At 71.7% G+C, this 21,797-nt stretch carries 17 protein-coding genes; 11 read left to right on the forward strand and 6 right to left on the reverse strand.

Going from position 1 to position 21,797, the window contains the following annotated elements:
* Positions 1 to 190: 190 nt before the first annotated feature.
* Positions 191 to 1,495: a M18 family aminopeptidase gene (locus tag DJ476_RS10980; RefSeq protein WP_103416540.1), complete on the forward strand. Its 1,305-nt coding sequence runs from the start codon at positions 191 to 193 to the stop codon at positions 1,493 to 1,495.
* A gap of 61 nt (positions 1,496 to 1,556) precedes the next feature.
* Here DJ476_RS10980 and DJ476_RS10985 read toward each other — a convergent pair whose 3' ends face one another.
* Positions 1,557 to 3,116 (reverse strand): ricin-type beta-trefoil lectin domain protein, encoded by a 1,560-nt coding sequence (locus tag DJ476_RS10985; RefSeq protein WP_103416541.1) that lies wholly within the window; start codon positions 3,114 to 3,116, stop codon positions 1,557 to 1,559.
* A 107-nt stretch (positions 3,117 to 3,223) separates the two neighbouring features.
* Here DJ476_RS10985 and DJ476_RS10990 point away from each other — a divergent pair, with 107 nt between their 5' ends.
* The 3 genes from DJ476_RS10990 to DJ476_RS11000 all read left to right on the forward strand — a co-directional run bounded on the left by DJ476_RS10990 (position 3,224) and on the right by DJ476_RS11000 (position 7,733).
* Positions 3,224 to 4,639 (forward strand): class II fumarate hydratase, encoded by a 1,416-nt coding sequence (locus DJ476_RS10990; RefSeq protein WP_112490404.1) that lies wholly within the window; start codon positions 3,224 to 3,226, stop codon positions 4,637 to 4,639.
* Positions 4,640 to 4,754: 115 nt separating this feature from the next.
* Positions 4,755 to 5,441 (forward strand): cytidylyl-2-hydroxypropylphosphonate hydrolase, encoded by a 687-nt coding sequence (gene fomD, locus DJ476_RS10995; protein ID WP_103416543.1) that lies wholly within the window; start codon positions 4,755 to 4,757, stop codon positions 5,439 to 5,441.
* A gap of 390 nt (positions 5,442 to 5,831) precedes the next feature.
* Positions 5,832 to 7,733 (forward strand): SpoIIE family protein phosphatase, encoded by a 1,902-nt coding sequence (locus DJ476_RS11000; RefSeq protein ID WP_103416544.1) that lies wholly within the window; start codon positions 5,832 to 5,834, stop codon positions 7,731 to 7,733.
* Positions 7,734 to 7,801: 68 nt separating this feature from the next.
* Here the strand turns inward: DJ476_RS11000 and DJ476_RS11005 are convergent, their stop codons facing one another.
* Positions 7,802 to 10,033, reverse strand: a complete 2,232-nt coding sequence (locus DJ476_RS11005; protein WP_112490405.1) for a transglycosylase domain-containing protein — start codon at positions 10,031 to 10,033, stop codon at positions 7,802 to 7,804.
* A gap of 239 nt (positions 10,034 to 10,272) precedes the next feature.
* Between DJ476_RS11005 and DJ476_RS11010 the strand changes: the two genes are divergently transcribed.
* The 5 genes from DJ476_RS11010 (at position 10,273) to DJ476_RS11030 (ending at position 15,213) form a co-directional block, all read left to right on the forward strand.
* The gene (locus DJ476_RS11010; RefSeq protein ID WP_112490406.1) at positions 10,273 to 11,244 is read left to right on the forward strand and encodes an SPFH domain-containing protein; all 972 of its coding nucleotides are present in this window, start codon (positions 10,273 to 10,275) and stop codon (positions 11,242 to 11,244) included.
* The gene (locus DJ476_RS11015; RefSeq protein WP_103416547.1) at positions 11,241 to 11,507 is read left to right on the forward strand and encodes a hypothetical protein; all 267 of its coding nucleotides are present in this window, start codon (positions 11,241 to 11,243) and stop codon (positions 11,505 to 11,507) included. The genes DJ476_RS11010 and DJ476_RS11015 overlap by 4 nt, the downstream gene beginning before the upstream one ends.
* Before the next feature lie 108 nt (positions 11,508 to 11,615).
* Positions 11,616 to 12,140 carry a PadR family transcriptional regulator gene (locus DJ476_RS11020; RefSeq protein WP_028416161.1) on the forward strand — a complete coding sequence of 175 codons (525 nt, stop codon included), beginning with the start codon at positions 11,616 to 11,618 and terminating at the stop codon, positions 12,138 to 12,140.
* Positions 12,137 to 12,823, forward strand: a complete 687-nt coding sequence (locus DJ476_RS11025) for an ABC transporter ATP-binding protein (RefSeq protein ID WP_053559570.1) — start codon at positions 12,137 to 12,139, stop codon at positions 12,821 to 12,823. The genes DJ476_RS11020 and DJ476_RS11025 overlap by 4 nt, the downstream gene beginning before the upstream one ends.
* Positions 12,820 to 15,213, forward strand: coding sequence for an ABC transporter permease (locus DJ476_RS11030; RefSeq protein WP_112490407.1), 2,394 nt, complete (start codon positions 12,820 to 12,822; stop codon positions 15,211 to 15,213). Before DJ476_RS11025 ends, DJ476_RS11030 begins: the two co-directional genes overlap by 4 nt.
* An 83-nt stretch (positions 15,214 to 15,296) precedes the next feature.
* Here DJ476_RS11030 and DJ476_RS11035 read toward each other — a convergent pair whose 3' ends face one another.
* Positions 15,297 to 16,286, reverse strand: coding sequence for a hydrogen peroxide-inducible genes activator (locus DJ476_RS11035; RefSeq protein ID WP_103416549.1), 990 nt, complete (start codon positions 16,284 to 16,286; stop codon positions 15,297 to 15,299).
* Between the two features lie 132 nt (positions 16,287 to 16,418).
* Between DJ476_RS11035 and DJ476_RS11040 the strand changes: the two genes are divergently transcribed.
* Together DJ476_RS11040 and DJ476_RS11045 are read left to right on the forward strand one after the other, a co-directional pair.
* Entirely contained in the window at positions 16,419 to 16,973 is a 555-nt protein-coding gene (locus tag DJ476_RS11040; RefSeq protein WP_003966619.1) for a peroxiredoxin, read from the forward strand.
* A gap of 12 nt (positions 16,974 to 16,985) precedes the next feature.
* Entirely contained in the window at positions 16,986 to 17,519 is a 534-nt protein-coding gene (locus tag DJ476_RS11045) for an alkyl hydroperoxide reductase (RefSeq protein ID WP_018510280.1), read from the forward strand.
* Between the two features lie 81 nt (positions 17,520 to 17,600).
* Here the strand turns inward: DJ476_RS11045 and DJ476_RS11050 are convergent, their stop codons facing one another.
* From DJ476_RS11050 to DJ476_RS11060, 3 genes are all read right to left on the reverse strand, one after another.
* Positions 17,601 to 19,022 carry an AI-2E family transporter gene (locus DJ476_RS11050; RefSeq protein WP_103416550.1) on the reverse strand — a complete coding sequence of 474 codons (1,422 nt, stop codon included), beginning with the start codon at positions 19,020 to 19,022 and terminating at the stop codon, positions 17,601 to 17,603.
* Positions 19,023 to 19,144: 122 nt separating this feature from the next.
* Positions 19,145 to 19,864, reverse strand: coding sequence for an aggregation-promoting factor C-terminal-like domain-containing protein (locus DJ476_RS11055; protein WP_019765786.1), 720 nt, complete (start codon positions 19,862 to 19,864; stop codon positions 19,145 to 19,147).
* A gap of 392 nt (positions 19,865 to 20,256) precedes the next feature.
* Positions 20,257 to 21,579: a PhoH family protein gene (locus tag DJ476_RS11060; RefSeq protein ID WP_070205184.1), complete on the reverse strand. Its 1,323-nt coding sequence runs from the start codon at positions 21,577 to 21,579 to the stop codon at positions 20,257 to 20,259.
* Positions 21,580 to 21,797 lie beyond the last annotated feature (218 nt).

A 21,797-nucleotide genomic window follows, 5' to 3' on the forward strand; every position in this document is an offset into this window, starting at 1 on the left:
TGGTGGCCCCCGCACCGCCGCTTTCCCGCAGCCCGCCGCCGGGCGGGCTTGCGCCGGGGCGGGAGCGCCGCGAAGGGTGGTCGGACGTTCCTGGAAACTCCGCACCGGCCTGACCCGCCGGGCACGCCTCGACGCCTCGCGGACCCTTCGCCCGCGCGGCCACTGCCGAATCCGGAAAGGCGGACGCCGCATGACCCCGGCCCCCCACCGCAGCCACACCGACGACCTGCTCGCCTTCATCGCCGCCAGCCCCTCCCCGTACCACGTGGTCGCGAGCGCCGCCCAGCGGCTGGAGAAGGCCGGATTCCGCGAGCTGCTCGGCACAGACGACTGGACCGGGGCCACCGGCGGCTGCTTCGTCGCCCGGGCCGGTGCGCTGATCGCGTGGTACGTCCCCGAGGGCGCGCCCGCGCACACCCCGTTCCGGATCGTCGGCACCCACACCGACTCGCCGAACCTGCGGATCAAACCGGCACCGGACACCGGCAGTTCGGGGTGGCGGCAGATCGGGGTGGAGATCTACGGCGGGGTCCCGCTGAACACCTGGCTCGACCGGGACCTCGGCATCTCCGGCCGGCTGGCCCTGCGCTGCGGCCCGGACGGCACCCCGCGCACCCGGCTGGTCCAGCTCGACGAACCGCTCCTGCGCGTACCGCAGTTGGCGATCCACCTGGACCGCACGGTCAACGAGGGGGTGGCGCTGGACCGGCAGCGCCACATCGCCCCGATCTGGGCACTGGGCGATCCGCGCGAGGGCGAGTTGCTGCGGCTGGTGGCGGCGGCCGTCGGGGAGGACCCGGCCGACGTGCTGGGCTGGGACCTGATGCTGCACGACATCCAGCCGCCCGGATACCTGGGCGCCGAGCGGGAGTTCGTCGTGGCGTCCCGGCTGGACAACCAGGTCTCGGTGCACGCCGGGGTGACCGCCCTGGTGGACGCGGCGACGGGGGTCACCGAGCCGTCCTTCGTCCCCGTGCTGGCCGCCTTCGACCACGAGGAGGTGGGCAGCGGCTCCGAGACCGGCGCCCAGAGCCCGCTGCTGGAGCGGGTCCTCTCCCGCTCGGTGGCGGCCCGGGGCGGCAGCGACGAGGACTGGTCACGGGCTCTGGCGGGCGCGTTCTGCGTCTCCGCCGACATGGCCCACGCGGTGCACCCCAACTACGCGGAGCGCCACGACCCCGACCACCGCCCGCTCCCCAACGGCGGCCCCACCATCAAGGTGAACGTCAACCAGCGGTACGCCACCGACTCCACCGGCATCGCGGTCTTCACGGCCGCCTGCGAGCGGGCGGGCGCCCCCTGGCAGCCCTTCGTCTCCAACAACGCGATGCCCTGCGGCACGTCGATCGGCCCCCTCACCGCCGCCCGCCTCGGCGTCACCACGGTGGACGTGGGCGTGCCCGGCCTCTCGATGCACTCGGCCCGCGAACTGTGCGGCGTGGACGACCCGGCGTATCTGGCGGCGATCCTGGGCGCGGTGATGGCGGGGCGGTGAGGTGGTGACGGCGGGAGGTGGGTGGGGGCACGGCCCGCCACCCGCCTCCCGCCGGACGCGCCTACGCGAACCGCTGCTTCGCGCTGCCGTCGCACGTCTGGAGCTTGAGCGGGTCCTTGGCCCCGGCCAGCGTCAGACAGAGTCCGGTCGCGGCGGCCGGGCGGATGGTGCCCGCCTGGCGGACGAACTTCTGGTTGGCCGCGCCCGCGCAGTTCCACACGATGAGCGTGGCGCCCGCGGTGTACTTGGCGCCGGAGACGTCCAGGCACCGGTCGTGGCTGAGCGCGGTGCGCAGGGTCTGCGTACCGGTGTCGTACCACCAGTTCTGGTTGCGGCCGCCGTGGCAGTCCCAGCCGCCGATCGCGGTGCCGTTACGGGTCACCGAGGCGGGGACGTCCACGCAGGTGCCGGTGGCCTCGTTCCGTACGGGGACGAACTGGTCGTCCCAGGCGCCGGGCTGGAGCACCGGGGTGCCGGTGCTGGCCGGGTCGGCACAGCTCGCCTCGCGGAGGCCGGAGGCGTACAGCTGGGTGAGGCAGGAGGCGAAGGCGCGGTGGCCCGCGGCGTTGGGGTGGAAGGACTGGCGTACGGAGTTCTCGTCGGGCAGTCCGGGCTTGCTCAGGTCGATGTAGAGCCCGCGCGCCCAGGGGGCCTCGCTGCACACCTCGTGGCCGTGGAAGAGGCGGGAGTTGTCGAGGTAGGTGGCGCCCGTGGAGGCGGCCGCCTCGCGCATGCCGACCTGGAAGGCGGGGACGGCGGTGTTGCGGCCCCAGACGGTGTCGGAGTCGTACCCCATGCCGCCGCAGATGAGCTTGCCGGGGAAGTCCGGGTTGTCCCGGAAGTCGGGGCCGATCGGGCTCGGGTAGCCCATCAGGACGAGCTTGTAGTCGTCGTTCGCGTATCCGGCGTCGGTCATCACGGTGCGCAGGTCGCGGACCGTGGCCTCGACCTTGGGGACCAGCGCGTCCACGCGGGCCTGCCAGCCGCCCGCGTACTTGGGCTCGCACGGGCCCTGGAGGGTGATGTAGCGGACCACGCAGTCGGTCATGACCGGGCCGAACTGGAGGTCGTCGTTGGCCCCGGCGACCAGGACGACCATCTTGATCCGGGTGTTGCGGGCCTTGATGGCCAGGCTGTCGCTCTGGACCAGCTCGTCGGCGTACTGCTTGTTTCCGCCGATTTTGATGTTCCCGGTATAGGCACCGGAGCACGAGACGTTGTACGTGACGTCCGCCGCGATGCCCGTGCGGTGGATGGCGGCCTCCGGCGAGCGATGGCACCAGTTGTCCGGCCCGTTGGTGCCGGGGTCGTAGGTGCCGACGCCCTCGCCGGAGATCTCGCTGTCGCCCAGCGAGATCAGCCCGGTCTTCCGTTCGGCGAGCGGCCGTTCGGCCGGACTGCCGTACAGCTGGGTGGCCTCGGCCGCCCGGATCGTCTCGAGCGCGGGCGGGAGAGGAGTGGATGCGAGTGTGCCGGTGCCGGTACCCGAATCGGCCGCGCCGGCCGGTCCGGCGACCGCCAGAGTGGTGGCGGCCACCGCGAACACGGCGGTGACGGCGGCCGTGCGGCGGAGCCGGTGAAGGCTGCGGAGCCCTCGGATTCTGAGCCTGGTGCGCCTCATTGCGCCTCCCGGGTGTGTGGTTACCCCGGGTATTTACTGGCCGGTAGGCGACTTGGGAATAGCTGGAACAAGACATGTGCTCATCTTTTGCAGGAGGTTTAAACACGATGGCCGACGCGACGACAGATCCGCAGGACAGCGCGGAGTTCCGGATCGAGCACGACTCGATGGGTGAGGTGAAGGTCCCCCTTCACGCCAAGTGGCGGGCGCAGACCCAGCGGGCGGTGGAGAACTTCCCGCTCTCCGGGCAGCGGCTGGAGCGGGCGCACATCGAGGCGCTGGCCCGGATCAAGGGCGCGGCCGCCAAGGTCAACGCCGAACTGAAGGTGCTGGACCCGGAGGTCGCGGACGCGATCCAGGAGGCGGCGGCCGAGGTCGCGTCGGGCCGCTGGGACGCGCACTTCCCGGTCGACGTCTTCCAGACGGGCTCCGGCACCTCGTCGAACATGAACACCAACGAGGTCATCGCCACCCTCGCCACCGAGCGGCTCGGCCGCGAGGTCCACCCCAACGACCATGTCAACGCCTCGCAGTCCTCCAACGACGTCTTCCCCTCCTCCATCCACATCGCGGCGACCGCCGCCGTCACCGCCGATCTGATCCCCGCACTGGACCATCTGGCGGAATCCCTGGGGCGGAAATCAGCCGAGTTCGCGGAGGTCGTCAAGTCCGGCCGTACGCATCTGATGGACGCCACCCCGGTCACCCTCGGCCAGGAGTTCGGCGGCTACGCGGCCCAGGTCCGCTACGGCGTGGAGCGGCTGCGCGCCTCCCTGCCCCGGCTGGCCGAACTCCCCCTGGGCGGTACGGCGGTGGGCACCGGCATCAACACCCCGCCCGGCTTCTCCGCCGCCGTGATCGCGGAGGTGGCCGCCGCCACCGGGCTGCCGCTGACCGAGGCGCGCGACCACTTCGAGGCGCAGGGGGCCCGGGACGGGCTCGTGGAGACCTCGGGCCAGCTCCGTACGATCGCGGTCTCGCTCACCAAGATCTCCAACGACCTGCGGTGGATGGCCTCCGGGCCGCGCACCGGCCTCGCGGAGATCAACCTGCCCGACCTCCAGCCCGGCTCCTCGATCATGCCGGGCAAGGTCAACCCGGTGATCCCGGAGGCGGTCCTGATGGTCGCCGCCCAGGTCACCGGGAACGACGCCACGGTCGCCACGGCGGGCGCGGCCGGCAACTTCGAGCTGAACGTGATGCTCCCGGTCATCGCGAAGAACCTGCTGGAGTCCGTACGGCTGCTGGCCAACGCCTCCCGGCTGCTGGCCGACCGCACGGTGGACGGCATCACCGCCAACGTGGAGCGGGCCCGTGCCTACGCCGAGTCCTCCCCCTCGGTGGTCACCCCGCTCAACAAGTACATCGGCTACGAGGCGGCCGCGAAGGTCGCCAAGCAGTCGCTGAAGGACGGCACGACGATCCGCGAGACCGTGCTCGCCGCCGGGTACGTGGAGCGCGGCGAGCTGACCCTGGAGCAACTGGACCAGGCGCTCGACGTGTTGCGGATGACACGGCCGTGACGCGAGGGTCACCCGGGGCCCGTGGGGTTCCCGGGTGACCCGTCCGGCGCCGCCCGGGCACACCGGGTGACCTGAGTCGCAGCGGGCGGGCGCGGACGCTCCGTAAGATCCATCCATGACAGGTACGGGAGAGTGCGCACGCTGGGCGCCGGGGGACCAGATCCTCTGGCGCTACCGCGACAACGGCCGGGCCCACCGGCCGCCCGGCGGACCGCCCGTGCACATCTGCCGCCCGGTGACCGTCGTCCAGGACACCGCCGAGCTGCTCGCCGTCTGGATGGCGCCCGGCACCGAGTGCGTCCGGCCGGTCCTGGCCGACGGCACCCAGGTGCACGCCGAACCGCTCGCCACCCGCTACACCGCCCCGCGCACCACGGCCCGCTCCACCTGGTTCGGCGCCGGGGTGCTGAAGCTGGCCCGGCCCGGGGACCCGTGGTCGGTCTGGCTCTTCTGGGACCGGGGGTGGACCTTCCGGAACTGGTACGTGAACCTGGAGGAGCCGCACACCCGGTGGGCCGGAGGGGTGGATTCCGAGGATCACTTTCTCGACATCTCCGTGCACCCGGACCGGAGCTGGAAGTGGCTCGACGAGGACGAGTTCGCCCAGGCGCAGCACGTCGGTCTGATGGACCGGGCGACCGCCGCCCGGGTCCGGGAGGCGGGGCTCGCAGCGGTCGAGGTGATCGCGGCGTGGGGCTCGCCGTTCCGGGACGGCTGGGAGCACTGGCGGCCCGATCCGGGGTGGCAGGTTCCGCCGCTGCCGGATGACTGGGACCGCACCCCTGCCCACATGCCGTCGTGAGACCCTGGACGCACCCCGTGGGGGCCCGGTCGGCAGGCCCGGATCCCCGAGGGAGGCGCCGGCCGGTCCGGCGCGCGCCACACCGGATCTGACCACAAGTCATCGCACCGGTCGTGCGGAACGGCGGGCCACGGACCCGGCCGGACCGCCCGGTCGCAGGCCACCACGAGGGGGTGGAGACGTGTTCGCTGCCCGCTGCCACCCCGCCGTGAGCGCTCCGGCCGCCGCGCGGAACGTCGTCGTCCGGCCATCGTGCGGACGTTCGGTTTCAGCCCCGTCTGCCGGGGCATCCGCAGACAGCCGTTGTCCTCATCGCGGTCGCCGGGGCACAGTGGCGCCCCACGGGGCGACTGCCTCATACAACCGGCCCGGACGGACGGAATCCCACGCGTGACGGAGCACCCCACCTCCCACGAAGGCCGGCAGCCTCTCGCCGCCCGGCAGCAGGAGCGCACCCGGCCCCGGCAGCAGGACGCCACGGCCGCGGCCGCCGCTGCCGCGATCCCGTCGCCGGCCGCCGCGCCGAACCCGGGGACCGGAGCCGCCGCCCTCGCCGACGCCCAGGCGGCCACCCGCCGCGAGGGCGACCGGCTGCGCTTCGTCGGCGCGGCCACCCGGCGGATCGCCCGGGGCATAGACCTGGACGAGATCGTGCTCGGGCTCTGCCGGGCGAGCGTGCCGACGTTCTCCGACGCGATCCTGGTCTATCTGCGCGACCCGCTCCCGGTCGGGGACGAGCGTCCGGTGAGCCCGTTCGTGCTGCGGCTGCGCCGGAGCGACCGGCTCCGCCACACCGACGAGGACGGCGAGGCGGCCCCCGAGACCGAGCGGCTGCGGCCGCTGCTCACCGACCCGACGGCCGATCTGATGCCCGCCGCCGAGCTGTGCGAGGTGCGGGCGGGCGGCGCGCTGGCGGAGGTGCTGCGCGGAGTGCGGCCGGTCTTCGGCGACTCGGCGGCGGCCCGCGCCGCCCTGCCCGAGCTGCTGGGCCCGGGGCGCCCGGTCCCCACCGGCCACCGGGCGATCCTCGCCCCGCTGCGCGGCAGACGCCGGGTGATCGGCGCCGCCGTCTTCGTACGGTCGACCGAGCGGCCCCCGTTCGAGGCCAGCGATCTGCTGGTCGCCGCCCAGTTGGCGACGCACACCGCGCTCGGCATCGACAAGGCCGTGCTGTACGGGCGCGAGGCCTACATCGCGGACGAGTTGCAGCGCACGATGCTCCCCGACTCGCTCCCCCAGCCCACCGGCGTACGCCTGGCGTCCCGCTATCTCCCGGCCGCCGAGACGGCCCGGGTCGGCGGCGACTGGTACGACGCGATCCCGCTGCCCGGCAGCCGGGTCGCCCTGGTCGTCGGGGATGTGATGGGCCACTCCATGACCTCCGCCGCGATCATGGGCCAGCTCCGGACGACGGCCCAGACCCTGGCCCAGCTGGACCTGCCGCCGCAGGAGGTGCTGCACCACCTGGACGAGCAGGCGCAGCGGCTCGGCAGCGACCGCATGGCCACCTGCCTCTACGCGGTGTACGACCCCGTCGCGCACCGGATCACCATCGCCAACGCCGGACACCCGCCGCCCGTGCTGCTGCACCTGGGCGGCCGGGCCGAGGTGCTGCGGGTGCCGCCGGGCGCCCCGATCGGGGTGGGCGGGGTCGACTTCGAGGCCGTCGAGCTGGACGCCCCGGCCGGAGCCACGCTCCTCCTGTACACGGACGGGCTCGTCGAGTCGCGGCTGCGGGACGTGTGGACGGGCATCGAGCAGCTGCGGGAGCGCCTCGCGGCGACCGCGCAGCTCACCGGGGACGACCACTCCCCGCCGCTGGAGGCCCTCTGCGACGACGTGCTGGACATGCTGGGCCCGGGCGACCGGGACGACGACATCGCCCTGCTCGCCGCGCGCTTCGACGGGATCGCGCCGAGCGATGTGGCGTACTGGTACCTGGAGCCGGAGGACGCGGCTCCGGGCCGGGCCCGCAGGCTGGCCCGGCGGGCGCTGAGCCGGTGGGGCCTGGAGGAGCTGTCCGACGAGGTGGAGCTGCTGGTCAGCGAGGTCGTCACCAACGCGGTGCGTTATGCCGAGCGGCCGGTGACGCTGCGGCTGCTGCGGACGGACATCCTGCGCTGCGAGGTGGGCGACGACTCCCCGCAGCTGCCCCGGCAGCGCCGGGCGCGCGAGACGGACGAGGGCGGGCGCGGGCTGTTCCTGGTGAACCGGCTGGCCCGGCGGTGGGGTGCGACCCGGCTGTCGACGGGCAAGGTCGTCTGGTTCGAGATGGCGACGCGGAGCCAGTAGCCGGTTACGGGTGAGGGGCGGTACCGGCCGGTACCGCCCCTCACCCCTGTCCACTCGCGCGTACGGGGTCAGTCCCCCGCGCCGCCGCCTCCGGGCCGCTCGCCCGGCTGCCCGTCGCTCTCCCCCGGCTGGGGCGGGGTCTCGGGGCTGGTCGGCGGGACGGTCGGCGGGGTGATCGTCGGCGGGGCCGAGGGCGTGGTCGGGGTCTCGCTGGGCGTCTCGCTCGGCGGAGTCTTTGACGGCGTCTCGGACGGGGTGGGCTTCTCCGACGGGGTCGGCTCCTCCGACGGCGTCGTCGTGGGGCTCGGCGGGGGCGGCGGGACCTCGCCGCGCTCCACGTCCTGGAGGTCGAACGTGGCGTTCGAGCCGCCGTCGAGGGCGCCGAGGGTGTAGTCCGCCCAGATCCGGGCCGGGAAGCCACCGCCGTTGGCCCGGCCGGAGTTGGCCGTACCGGTGAGGGAGACCTGCCGGCCGCCCTGGGGGGACTCGCCGAAGAGGGCGACGACCGTGGTCAGTTCGGGGGTGTACCCGGCGAACCAGGCCGACTTGTTCTCCTCCGACGTACCCGTCTTGCCCGCCGCCTGGTAGGCGGAGGTGTTGGCGGCGCGGCCGGAGCCGGACTCGACGACGCCCTTGAGCGCGGAGGTCACGGTGTCGGCCGAGGCGCGGCTGATGACCTGCTGCTTCCTGGGCGCCTCCGGCTTCACCGTACGGGCGCGGTGCTCGGCGGACTGGAGGATGTGCGGGGTGACCTTGCGGCCGTGGTTGTCCAGGGTCGCGTAGACGCCAGCCATGTCCCAGGTGGAGGCGTTCATGGTGCCGAGGGTGACGGCGGGGCGCTCGGGGAAGTTCTTGTCCGGTACGCCGAGGGCGAGCGCGGTCTTCTTGGTGGCGGCGGGTGTCACGTCCACGATCATCTGCGCGAAGACGGAGTTGACCGAGCTGTTCATCGCCTTCTGGACGGAGATCGGGCCGTAGCTCCGGTCGTCCTCGTTCTGCGGGTTGAACGGGGTGTCGCTGCCGACGACGGGCCGCTTGCTGGTGCCGTCGTAGATCGTGTTGAGCCCGATCAGGCTGCCGTCCTGCGTCTTCGCCTCGTTCTCCAGGGCGGCGGCGAGCACCAGCGGCTTGAAGGTGGAGGCGGGCTGGTAGTCCTGGCGGGTGGCGTTGTTGACGTAGTGCTTGACGTAGTCCTCGCCGCCGTACATCGCGAGGACCTTGCCCGTCTTCGGGTCGACGGAGGTCGCGCCGGCCTGGACGGTGGCGTCGATCTTGTTGCCCTCGCGGTCGAGTTGGGACTCCAGCTCCTTCTTCACCGACTTCTCCAGCTGCTGCTGGCGCTTCTTGTCGATGGTGAGGGTGAACGTCCAGCCGCCGGCCTCACGGTCCTCGGCGGAGATGCCCTGCTTGTCCAGCTCCTTGTTGACCGCCTCGACGAGGTAGCCGGTCTGGCCCTCCATGCCCTGGGCGGGCTTGGGCTTGTCCGGGACCGGGAACTCCTGCTTCGCCCGCTCGGCCTCGGTCAGCCAGCCCATCTCCACCATGTTCCGCAGGGTGTAGGCCCAGCGCTCCTTGACCAGGCGCTTGCCGGTGTCGGTGGCGGTGGCCCAGTCGTACTGGCTGGGGGCCTGGAGGAGGGAGGCGAGGTAGGCGCCCTGGGAGACGTTCAGGTCCTTGGCGTCGACGCCGTAGTACGCCTGGGAGGCCGCCTGGATGCCGCTGGCGCCGCGTCCGTAGTAGGCGGTGTTGATGTACCCGGCGAGGATCTGCTCCTTGGACTGCTTCTGGTCGACCTTGAGCGAGATCACCAGCTCGCGGAGCTTGCGGCTGATGGTGGGGTCCTGCGTGAGGTAGTAGTTCTTCACGTACTGCTGGGTGATGGTCGAGCCACCCTGCTTGCCCTTGCCGCTGAGCGTGTTGATCAGACCGCGGGTCGTGCCCTTGAGGTCGACGCCCTGGTCCTTGTAGAAGGTCTTGTTCTCGGCGGCGACGAAGGTGCGCTGCACCTCCGTGGGCACCTGGGCCAGGTCGACGATCTGCCGGTTGACGCCGTTGTTGGAGCGGGCGAGGACCGTGCCGTCGCTGTACTGGTAGACGTTGCTCTGCCGCTCCGCCAGGGCGTTGGGGGCGGGGACGGGGACGTACAGGTAGAGCGCGAGGAAGGCGCCCATGCCCAGCAGGACGATCCCGAAGAACGTCCCCAGCAGCTTCTTCCACGTGAAGAGTCTGCGTATGCCGCCGCTCTTCGCAGCCCGGCGCGACGCCCGCGCCTGGGCTCGTCGCGCATCCGCTCGACCCATGACTGTGTTGCTCCCGCTTCTCTGCTCGACCGGCTCGCTCGGCCCACCCAGTCCGTTCAGACCTGCCAGCTAACACCGTCGGCAGGGACAAATGGCAAGCGATCCAGTCTTTTCCGGGCGTGACAATCAGCACGCGTTCCCAAGGGAACCGACTCCTCAGGGGTGCACAAGGTTGCGAGAACCGTTAATGTGAAATCACATTGATAGCGCGGCACGAGCCGCACGGAACGGGGGACCACATGACCTCACAGCACGACGGCCACCGACCGGAGACGGCCGCGGCCGAGCTCGACATCGACGCCCCCGACATGCCCGAGCCGCAGGTCACGGAGGTCACCGCGCACTCGATCCCGGGCGGCCTGGGGCTGCTGCTCACGGTGCTCGGAGTGCTGGCGGGCGTCGGCCTCGCGATCACCGGCGGCGTGATCGGGGCGGGCGGGAACAACGCCGTCGGCGTCCCGCTCTGCGTCTTCGGCATCCTGCTCGCCATCGCCTCGTTCTTCTGCATGAGCGGTGTGAAGATGGTCGCTCCGGGCGAGGCCCGGGTGATCCAGCTCTTCGGGCGGTACGTCGGCACCATCCGCGCCGACGGGCTGCGCTGGGTCAACCCGCTGACCTCCAGCCGCAAGATCTCCACCCGCGTCCGCAACCACGAGACCGCAGTCCTCAAGGTCAACGACGCCTACGGCAACCCGATCGAGCTGGCCGCGATCGTCGTCTGGAAGGTCGAGGACACCGCCCAGGCCCTCTTCGAGGTCGACGACTTCCTGGAGTTCGTCGCCACCCAGACCGAGTCGGCCGTGCGGCACATCGCCATCGAGTACCCGTACGACGCCCACGAGGAGGACGGCCTCTCGCTGCGCGGCAACGCCGAGGAGATCACCGAGAAGCTGGCCGTCGAGCTGACCGCCCGGGTGAAGGCCGCGGGCGTCCGCATCATCGAGTCGCGCTTCAGCCACCTCGCGTACGCTCCCGAGATCGCCTCCGCCATGCTCCAGCGCCAGCAGGCCGGCGCGGTCGTCGCGGCCCGCCAGCAGATCGTCGAGGGTGCGGTGGGCATGGTCGAGATGGCCCTGACCCGGATCGCCGAGCAGGACATCGTGGAGCTGGACGCCGAGCGGAAGGCCGCCATGGTCAGCAATCTGATGGTGGTGCTGTGCGGTGACCGCGCGGCCCAGCCGGTCCTCAATACGGGCAGCCTCTACCAGTGACCGACGAGACACCGCCCCGGCGGACGCCGGCCGCCCGGCCGCAGCAGCGCAAGCAGATGCTGCTGCGGCTGGACCCCGCGGTGCACGACGCGCTGGCCCGCTGGGCCTCCGACGAGCTGCGCAGCGCCAACGCGCAGATCGAGTTCCTGCTGCGCCGGGCGCTGAAGGAGGCGGGGCGGCTGCCGGGTTCGGCGGCGCCCATCGCCCGCCGGGGCCGCCCGCCGAAACGGCCGCCGGAGGAGCCGGGCACGGACGGCGCGTAGGACCACACAGGACCCCGCGGACGGGACAGGGAGCGCGCCCCATGGGCCGGTGGAGGTATTCCGGCCGCGTATACATGGCAGGTATACACACCGTGTAGAGTGCTCCTCATGTCTATCGGTCACACCCTCCTGGGGCTCCTGGAAGCCGGGCCACGCCACGGCTACGACCTGAAGCGGACCTTCGACGAGAAGTTCGGCCAGGACCGCCCCCTCCACTACGGCCAGGTCTACTCGACGATGTCCCGCCTCCTGAAGAACGGGCTCGTCGAGGTCGACGGCATAGAGAGCGAAGGGGGGCCCGAGCGCAAGCGGTACGCCATCACCGACGCCGGGATCACCGACGTCTCGCGCTGGCTCGCGCAGCCCGAGAAGCCGGAGCCGTACCTCCAGTCGACGCTCTACACCAAGGTCGTCCTGGCGCTCCTCACCGACCGCAGCGCGGCCGACGTGCTGGACACCCAGCGCTCGGAGCACCTGCGGATGATGCGCATCCTCACCGACCGCAAGCGGAAGGGCGACCTCGCGGACCAGCTGATCTGCGACCACGCCCTGTTCCACCTGGAAGCCGATCTGCGCTGGCTGGAACTGACCGCGGCCCGGCTCGGCCAGCTCTCCAAGGTGGTGACCGCGTGATCCCCGAAGGCGCCCTGCTCGCCGCCCACGACCTGCGCAAGACCTACGGCTCGACGCCCGCCCTGGACGGTGCCTCGTTCTCCGTCCACCCCGGTGAGGTCGTCGCCGTGATGGGCCCCTCCGGCTCCGGCAAGTCGACCCTGCTGCACTGTCTGGCCGGGATCATCACCCCGGACTCCGGCACCATCACCTACGCCGGCCGCGAGCTGTCCGCGATGTCGGACGCCGAGCGCAGCGCCCTGCGCCGCAGCGACTTCGGCTTCGTCTTCCAGTTCGGCCAGCTGGTGCCCGAGCTGACCTGCGTGGAGAACGTCGCGCTGCCGCTGCGGCTCAACGGGGTGAAGCGCAAGGCCGCCGAGCGCACCGCCCGGGAGTGGATGGAGCGCCTGGAGGTCGAGGACCTCGGCGCCAAGCGCCCCGGCGAGGTCTCCGGCGGCCAGGGCCAGCGGGTCGCCGTGGCCCGCGCGCTGGCCGGCTCCCCGAAGGTGATCTTCGCGGACGAGCCGACCGGCGCCCTGGACTCCCTCAACGGCGAGCGGGTGATGGAGCTGCTCACCGAGGCCGCCCGCTCCTCCAACGTGGCGGTCGTCCTGGTCACCCACGAGGCCCGGGTCGCCGCCTACTCCGACCGTGACGTCACCGTGCGCGACGGCCGGGCGCTCGACCTGGAGCACGCCGTATGACGCTGCTCGACTCCCGTACGACACCCCCCGCCGCACCGGAGAGCCCGAAGCCGTCCCCGCGCGGCGCGGCCGCCCTCCGGGACCTCGGCCTCGGCATCCGGTTCGCCGCCGCCGGGGGCCGGGAGGGCTGGATACGTACGCTGCTGACGGCGGTCGGCGTCGGCCTCGGGGTGGCGCTGCTGCTGCTCGCCTCCGCCGTGCCGCACATGCTCGACGCCCGCTCCGGCCGCGACCAGGCCCGCAGCGAGGTGAAGGTCTCCGCCGACGACTCGGCGAAGTCCGACACCTCGGTGCTGCGGCTCGACACGAGCACGGAGTACCGCGACCGGACGGTCATCGGCCGGCTGCTGCACGCCGAGGGTTCGGCGCCCGTCCGCCCGCCGGGGGTGGCCCGCTTCCCCGGGCCGGGCGAGATGGTGGTCTCCCCCGCGCTGAAGGAGCTGCTCGAAGCGCCCGGCAGCGAACTGCTGCGCGAGCGGCTGCCGTACGACATCACCGGCACGATCGGTGACACCGGGCTGCGCTCGCCCAATGAGCTGTTCTACTACGCGGGCAGCGACACCCTGACGCCCGCCGCCGGGGCCGAGCGGATCTCCGGCTACGGGGCCCACCGCGCGACCGACCCGCTCCCGCCGCTGCTCGTCGTGCTGACCGTCATGGTCTGTGTCGTGCTGCTGGTGCCGGTCGCCATCTTCATCGCCACCGCCGTGCGGTTCGGCGGCGACCGGCGCGACCGCAGGCTGGCCGCGCTGCGCCTGGTCGGCGCGGACATCCGTACCACCCGGCGCGTGGCCGCCGGGGAGGCGCTGTTCGGGGCGGTGCTCGGGCTGCTGTTCGGGCTGGTCTTCTTCCTGGTGGGGCGGGAGTTCGTCGGCTCGGTGGAGGTCTGGGACGTCAGCGCGTTCCCGGCCGACGTGGTGCCCGATCCGCTGCTCGGCCTGCTGATCACGGTCGCGGTGCCGCTGACCGCCGTGCTCGTCACGCTGGTCGCGATGCGCTCGGTGGTGATCGAGCCGCTCGGCGTCGTGCGCCGGGGCAAGGACCGGGGCCGCCGGCTCTGGTGGCGGCTGCTCATGCCCGTCGGGGGTCTGGCGGTGCTCGGGATCACCGGCCGGGTCGACGAGTACGCGTACGAGCCGGTGAAGCCGTTCCCGATCGCGGCCGGGGCCGTGCTGGTGCTGGTCGGTCTCGCCCTGCTGCTGCCGTGGCTGGTCGAGGCGTGCGTGAAGCGGCTGCGCGGCGGTCCGGTGCCCTGGCAACTGGCCGTGCGCAGGCTCCAGCTGAGCAGCGAGGCCGCGTCCCGCGCGGTCAGCGGGGTCACGGTGGCGGTGGCCGGGGCGATCGCCCTGCAGATGCTGTTCGCGGCGATGAACGCCGACTTCAACCGGGTGACCGGCCAGGACCCCGCCCGGGCCCAGTTCGCCGCCTACTCGGAGAACGTCACCGGCGAGGCGGCCACCTCGGCCATCGAGCAGTTCCGCGCCACCAAGGGCGTGGACGTGGTGATCGGCTCGGTGCAGGCGTACGCCTCCAAGCCCGGCGTCTACGCCGACGACGACATCCCGCCCACCACCTCGGTGACCGTCGGCACCTGCGACACCCTGCGCGAGCTGGCCCGGATCACCTCCTGCGAGGACGGCGACACCTTCGTCGTCCACCCGCCGGACGACAAGGACATGTCCTTCTGGATCGACCAGGCCGCCCGCAAGGGCCAGGTGGTCGAGATCGGCTCCGGGGAGGGCAAGCCGCTGCGGTGGACGCTGCCCGCCGACTCCCCCACCGTGCAGGGCCGCAAGGACCCGATGGGCGACCCGCACTACGGGATCATGGCCACCACCGGCGCGGTCGACGCGGGTACGCTGCCCGGCGCGCAGATCACCGCCCAGATCCGGGTCGACCGGAGCGTGCCGGACGTCGCCGAGCACGTACGGAACACGGCGGCCCGCATCGACCCGGGGATGCGCTTCGTCACCCTGGACTCGGTGGAGCGCGACCGGCAGTACGACAGCATCCAGACCGGGCTCAAGGTCGGGGCGAGTGTGGTGCTGCTGCTGATCGCCGCCTCGATGCTGGTCTCCCAGGTGGAGCAGTTGCGCGAGCGCAAGCGGCTGCTGTCGGTGCTGGTCGCCTTCGGCACCCGGCGTACGACGATGGGCTGGTCGGTGCTGTGGCAGACCGCCGTCCCGGTCTTCCTCGGCCTGGTGGTCGCGGTCGCGGGCGGGCTGGGGCTGGGCGCCATGCTGGCCTGGATGATCGCGAAGTCCGTCTCCGACTGGTGGCTGTTCCTGCCGCTGACGGGGGTCGGCGCGGGGCTGATCCTGCTGGTGACGGCGGCGTCGATGCCCTCGCTGTGGCGGCTGATGCGGCCGGACGGGCTGCGGACGGAGTAGCGGGAGCGGGGAGCACGCGGGTGCGGCCGGGCGGAAGTCCGGCCGCGCCCGCACGCGTTCAAGCGTTCATACGGCAGGCGCGTTCATACGGGAGGCGCGTCCACCACCCGCACCGGGAGCGGCTTCATCGCCCCGCGCAGCGCCGCCCCGAACTCCTCGAACTCGCCGCCCCGCGCGGAGCCCGCCCGCATCGCGAGGGCCACCCGCCGGGTCGGGGCCGGGTGGGCGAAGTACCCGGTGGCCAGGGCGTCGTTGCGGGCGGTCTCCACCGTGAGGGCGGTGCGCGGCAGCAGCGTCACCCCGAGCCCGCCCGCCACCAGCTGGACGAGCGTGGAGAGCCCGGCGGCGGTCGTGGTGACCGGGGCCCCCTCCGTACGCCCGGCCTCCCGGCAGATGTCCAGGGCCTGGTCGCGCAGGCAGTGGCCCTCGTCGAGGAGGAGCAGCGGCAGCTCCCGCAGCGCCTCGCGCGGGATGTCGGCGCGGCCGCCGAGCCAGTGGTCCTGCTCCATGACCAGCACGAAGTCCTCGTCGAAGAGCGGGATCTCGCTGACCCCGGGGACCCCGAGCGGCACGGCGAGGAGGAGCAGGTCCAGGCGTCCGGCGGCGAGCCCCTCCAGCAGGGAGGAGGTCTGCTCCTCGTGGACCTGGAGGTCGAGGTCGGGGTAGCGGTCCTGGACCAGCCGGAGCACGGTGGGCAGGAGGTACGGGGCGACGGTCGGGATCACGCCGAGCCGGAGCACCCCGGTGAACGGCGCCCGGGCCGCCTCGGCCTCCTCCATCAGCGCGGCGACGGCCTCCAGCACGACGGCGGTCCGCCCCGCGAGCCGCTCCCCGGCGGGCGAGAGCAGCACCTTGCGGGTCGTACGCTCGATGAGCTGGACACCCAGTGCCTCCTCCAGGGTGGAGACGGCTCCGGAGAGTGCCGGCTGACTCATCCCGATTGCGGCCGCCGCGTCCCGGAAGTGCAGATGTTCCGCCACGGCGGCGAAGGCGCGCAGCTGCGACAGGCTGGGCTGCTTGGTGGCCGGCCTACCGGACTGCTTGGGGCGTATGCCCTGTTTCCCCTGGCCCACTGATAGGCACCTCCGATCATCACGACCGAGTGTAGCTATTTCCCTGATCAATGCACTCTGTGCCAAGGTGGATCTCGTCCAACCCTCAGGAACTCTCCCAAAAGGGGAGTTCCGACGTTGCAAGGAGTGCGCGTGCTCACTGTCGGTGACAAGTTCCCCGAGTTCGACCTGACCGCTTGTGTCTCGCTGGAGAGCGGCAAGGAGTTCGAGCAGATCAACCACAAGACCTACGAGGGCAAGTGGAAGATCGTCTTCGCGTGGCCGAAGGACTTCACGTTCGTCTGCCCCACGGAGATCGCCGCCTTCGGCAAGCTGAACGAGGAGTTCGCCGACCGCGACGCCCAGATCCTCGGCTTCTCCGGTGACTCCGAGTTCGTGCACCACGCCTGGCGCAAGGACCACCCGGACCTGACCGACCTGCCTTTCCCGATGCTGGCCGACTCGAAACACGAGCTCATGCGTGACCTCGGCATCGAGGGCGAGGACGGCTTCGCCCAGCGCGCCGTCTTCATCGTCGACCAGAACAACGAGATCCAGTTCACGATGGTGACCGCCGGCTCCGTGGGCCGTAACCCCAAGGAGGTCCTGCGGGTCCTCGACGCCCTGCAGACCGACGAGCTGTGCCCGTGCAACTGGACCAAGGGCGAGAACACCCTCGACCCGGTCGCGCTCCTCTCGGGCGAGTGAGCTGATACCGACATGGCTCTCGACGAACTGAAGTCCGCCATACCGGACTTCGCCAAGGACCTGAAGCTGAACCTCGGTTCGGTCATCGGCAACAGCGACCTCCCGAAGCAGCAGCTCTGGGGCACCGTGCTGGCCTGCGCGATCGCCTCGCGCTCGCCGAAGGTGCTGCGCGAGCTGGAGCCCGAGGCGAAGGCCAACCTCTCGCCGGAGGCGTACACCGCGGCGAAGTCGGCGGCCGCCATCATGGCGATGAACAACGTCTTCTACCGGACCCGGCACCTGCTGTCGGACCCGGAGTACGGCACGCTCCGCGCGGGCCTGCGGATGAACGTCATCGGCAACCCGGGCGTGGAGAAGGTCGACTTCGAGCTGTGGTCGCTCGCCGTCTCCGCGATCAACGGCTGCGGCCAGTGCCTGGACTCGCACGAGCAGGTGCTCCGCAAGGCCGGTGTGGACCGGGAGACCATCCAGGAGGCCGTCAAGGTCGCCTCGGTGATCCAGGCCGTCGGTGTGACCCTCGACGCCGAGGCCGTACTCGCCGAGTAGTCACCCCGCACCACCCCTGATGTACGGAAGAGCCCCGGGACGACCGACCGTCCCGGGGCTCTTCCGCGTCCGTACGGACCCCTACTTCTGCGGCGGCTCGTCCTCGGACGGCCCCGGGGGTACGGGCTCACCGCCCGGCTCGTCCGGACCCTGACCGGTCCGGGGTGCGGCTGGCGGCGGTGACGGCGGCTCCGCCGGGCCCGCCGCCGGGGCGGCTCCCAGCGCGGTGGCCCCGTGCTGTCCGCCGACCGGGGCGGGTGTCGCGTACGAGCGGAGGTAGCCGACCACCGTGTTGGTGACCGCGACCAGCGGCACGGCGACGACCGCGCCGCCGATGCCCGCGACCAGGCCGCCCGTCGCCACCGAGAGGACCACGGCCAGCGGGTGGACCCGCACCGCCCGGCCGAGGATGAACGGCTGGAGGATGTGGCCCTCGATCTGCTGCACCGCCAGCACCACGACCAGCACCATCAGCGCGGTGAACACGCCCTCGGTGACCAGCGCGACGACGACCGCCAGCGCCCCGGAGACCACGGCACCGAGCAGCGGGATGAAGGCGAACAGGAAGATGAAGACGGCCAGCGGCACCGCGAGCGGCACATTGAGGAAGTAGAGGCCGAGGCCGATGAAGATGGCGTCGATCAGGGCGACGAGCACCGTGCCGCGGACATAGGCGGTCAGGGTCCGCCAGGCGCGCGGCCCGGCCCCCGCGACCCCGGGGCGGGCGGCGGCGGGCACCAGCTTCAGCGACCACTCCCAGATACGGCGGCCGTCGTAGAGCAGGAAGAGCGTGGAGAACATCGCCAGCAGCAGCCCGGTGAGGAACTCCACCATCACGGTGACGCCCTGGAGCCCGGCGGAGGTGATCTCCTCGGTGTTGGTGCCGATCGTGTCGCTGAGGTTCTTGGCGATGTCGTTGATCTGCGACTCGGTGACGTGGAAGGGGCTGTCCAGCAGCCAGCGCTTCAACTCGTCGATGCCGTCCCGGACCCGGTCGGAGAGCGTGTCGAGGTTCTCCATCACCTGCCACACGACGAACCAGCCGACCAGCCCGATGATCACGAACCCGAGCACGGCGGTCACGGCGGTGGCGAGCCCGTGGGGCAGCCCTATCCGCTTGAGCCGGACCACGGTCGGCTGGAGCATCGCGGTGATGAGCAGGGCGGCGGCGAAGGCGAGGACGACCAGCTGCACGGCGGTGATGACCTGCATCAGCACCCAGAGGGTGCCGGCCAGCACGAGCAGCCGCCACCCCGCCTCGGCCGCGACCCGCATCCCCCACGGAATGGCGGCCACCGGATCCGGTTTGGCGGCGACGGAGGGGGCGTACGAGGGGGGCGCGGGCACCTGCCCGGGGTCCAGGGGCTCCGGGGCGGCGGAGGGGCCGGGGCCGCCGAGGGGATCGACGTCGGCCGCGGCGCGCGCCCGGCGTTCCTCCAGGCGGGCGCCCAGCTCTGTCAGTTCGGACCCGAAGCGGCCCAGCCAGCCCGGTAGTTTCGACATGTCTCTTTCCCTTCCCCCATCTTCGCTCCCCAGCGCTGCCCTGGATCGCCGGATGCGACCGTACACGCGAGAAGCCCCCCACCGCGGATGGCGGTGAGGGGCTTCTCAGGACCGACAGGCCCTTAGTACCAGTTGTTCGCCTGCCAGAAGGACCAGGCGCCGCACGGGGAGCCGTAGCGGCTGTCCATGTAGCTGAGGCCCCACTTGATCTGGGTGGCCGGGTTGGTCTGCCAGTCGGCGCCGGCGGAGGACATCTTGTGGCCCGGGAGGGCCTGCATCAGTCCGTACGCACCGGAGGACGGGTTGACCGCGCGGTAGTTCCAGGTCGACTCGTGGTTCACGATGTTGCTGAAGCACTGGAACTGGTCGGCGGGGACCATCTGGCGGGCCATCGCCTTCACCTGGGCCACCGTGTAGGAGCCCTGCGCGGTGAAGGAGGAGGCGTCGCGGACGGCGGACCGGCTGGCGCGCTCGGCCTCGTCCTTCTTCTTCTGCTCGGCGGCCTTGCGGTCGGCCTCGGCCTTCGCCTCGGCGGCGGCCTTCTTGGACTTGGCGTCCTTGGCTGCCTGAAGGCGGGCGGACTCCTCGGCCGACTTCTTCGCGGCGGCGTCGGCGGCGGATGCCTGGGCATCGGCCTGCTGCGTCAGCGAAGCGGTCTGGACCTGGGCCTGCTGGCCCGCGGGGATGTCTGCGAGCAGCGTGGTGTCGGCTGCGGCAGCCTCGAAGTTGTTGTTGTCGTCGGCGGCAGGTGCGCCGCCCGCAGCAACGCCTACGACGGCGCCTACGGTGGTGACCGCAGTGGCAGATGCCACGGCGAACCCCCGGACCGAGATCCGGCTCACATGGTGTCCTTCCAGCATCGCCCGCTTAGGTGACCTCGCGAGCGCGTTCGTGCCCCTGGCGCTGGCCTCCCTACTGCGTGGGTCACGGGAGGCACGGGCCCGTTGGGCAACCCCGGTGGAGAGGCTGCCGCGTGGTGCTCGCGGGCGGCATACGGACAGGTCTGGTGTGGAGTTGTGTGGTGCGTGGCGCCTCTGGAGGTGCCCAAGTGCCGTATGCGGGGCCTGACGGAAGCAAGACTCTGCCGGACGGGGATGCCAGGGGGCAATTCTGTGTTGCGTGGGAAAGGTCACACCTCGTTTGGGCCATCGGTTTGGCGGAAATGACGGCGCAACACGATGCCGCCCGGCTAAGCTCTTTGGCTCGCCGGGCGACACGAACAAGGACATGCAGGTCAGATGTGTCCTTCCTCCAGCATTTCGGTCACCAGTGCGGCGATCTGGGAACGCTCCGAACGCGTGAGCGTCACATGGGCGAAGAGCGGATGACCCTTCAGCTTCTCGACCACGGCGACGACTCCGTCGTACCGGCCGACCCGGAGGTTGTCCCGCTGGGCCACGTCATGGGTGAGCACCACGCGTGAATTCGCCCCGATCCGGGACAACACGGTCAGCAGCACGTTCCGTTCGAGCGACTGCGCCTCGTCGACGATCACGAAGGCGTCGTGGAGCGAGCGGCCCCGGATGTGGGTGAGCGGCAGAACCTCCAGCATCCCGCGCCCGAGCACCTCCTCGATGACCTCGCGCCCGGCGACCGCCGAGAGCGTGTCGAAGACGGCCTGCGCCCAGGGGCTCATCTTCTCGGCCTCGCTGCCGGGGAGGTAGCCCAGTTCCTGGCCGCCCACCGCGTACAGCGGCCGGAAGACCATGACCTTCTTGTGCTGCTGGCGCTCCAGCACCGCTTCCAGTCCGGCGCAGAGGGCGAGCGCCGACTTGCCGGTGCCGGCCCGGCCGCCCAGCGAGACAATGCCGACGTCCGGGTCGAGCAGCAGGTCGAGGGCGATCCGCTGCTCGGCGCTGCGGCCGTGGATCCCGAAGGCCTCCCGGTCGCCGCGCACCAGCCGCACATTGCCCTCGGCCGTCACCCGGCCGAGCGCCTTGCCGCGCTCGGACTGGAGGACGAGCCCGGTGTGGACGGGCAGTTCGGCGGCCTCGGGGACGTACAGCGTCTCCTCGCTGAAGAGCAGGTCGACCTGTTCCCCGGAGAGGGGCAGGTCGGCCATTCCGGTCCAGCCGGAGTCGGTGATGGCCAGCTCGGCGCGGTACTCCTCGGCGAGGAGGCCGACCGAGGAGGCCTTGATCCGCAGGGGCAGGTCCTTGGAGACGACCGTGACGTCGTACCCCTCCGCCTGGAGGTTGCGGGCGACCGCGAGGATCCGCGAGTCGTTGTCCCCCAGCCGGTAACCGGCGGGCAGTATGCCCGGGTCGGAGTGGTTGAGTTCGACGCGGAGCGTCCCGCCCAGATCCCCGAGGGGGATGGGGGCGTCCAGCCGGCCGTACCGGATGCGGAAGTCGTCCAGCAGGCGCAGGGCCTGGCGGGCGAAGTACCCCAGCTCCGGATGGTGCCGTTTGGCCTCCAGCTCCGTGACCACCACGATCGGCAGCACGACTTCGTGCTCGTCGAAGCGGGCCATGGCTCCGGGATCGGCCAGCAGGACGCTGGTGTCGAGAACGTATGTGCGCCTGTCGGGCATGCGGCGCTTGCTACTGGTCACCACGGAAGGACGTACCCCCTCGGACGAGGTCGGGGAGCGCGACGGACGGTCGCGGAACTCCCCGAAAGGAGAGGACGGACCGGGATCTGGCCCCTGTGCGCGGGCCGGACCACGGCCTCCGCGTCGGCCGCAGGCTGACTGCGTCTACGGTCCTTCGTGTGCAAAGGGCCTCCCGGGCGAGCGGACTGGGTGCCGCTCACTTGGATGCGACATCCGCCCGG

Source organism: Streptomyces bacillaris, from assembly GCF_003268675.1.
GTDB lineage: Bacteria > Actinomycetota > Actinomycetes > Streptomycetales > Streptomycetaceae > Streptomyces > Streptomyces bacillaris.

Excerpts from the sequence above, each read along its gene's own strand:
- DJ476_RS11005 (WP_112490405.1), bottom strand. The coding sequence starts at position 10,033 with ATGGGTCGAGCGGATGCGCGACGAGCCCAGGCGCGGGCGTCGCGCCGG.
- DJ476_RS11010 (WP_112490406.1), top strand. The coding sequence starts at position 10,273 with ATGACCTCACAGCACGACGGCCACCGACCGGAGACGGCCGCGGCCGAG.
- DJ476_RS11030 (WP_112490407.1), top strand. The coding sequence starts at position 12,820 with ATGACGCTGCTCGACTCCCGTACGACACCCCCCGCCGCACCGGAGAGC.
- DJ476_RS11050 (WP_103416550.1), bottom strand. The coding sequence starts at position 19,022 with ATGTCGAAACTACCGGGCTGGCTGGGCCGCTTCGGGTCCGAACTGACA.
- DJ476_RS11020 (WP_028416161.1), top strand. The coding sequence starts at position 11,616 with ATGTCTATCGGTCACACCCTCCTGGGGCTCCTGGAAGCCGGGCCACGC.
- DJ476_RS10980 (WP_103416540.1), top strand. The coding sequence starts at position 191 with ATGACCCCGGCCCCCCACCGCAGCCACACCGACGACCTGCTCGCCTTC.
- DJ476_RS10985 (WP_103416541.1), bottom strand. The coding sequence starts at position 3,116 with ATGAGGCGCACCAGGCTCAGAATCCGAGGGCTCCGCAGCCTTCACCGG.
- fomD (WP_103416543.1), top strand. The coding sequence starts at position 4,755 with ATGACAGGTACGGGAGAGTGCGCACGCTGGGCGCCGGGGGACCAGATC.
- DJ476_RS10990 (WP_112490404.1), top strand. The coding sequence starts at position 3,224 with ATGGCCGACGCGACGACAGATCCGCAGGACAGCGCGGAGTTCCGGATC.
- DJ476_RS11045 (WP_018510280.1), top strand. The coding sequence starts at position 16,986 with ATGGCTCTCGACGAACTGAAGTCCGCCATACCGGACTTCGCCAAGGAC.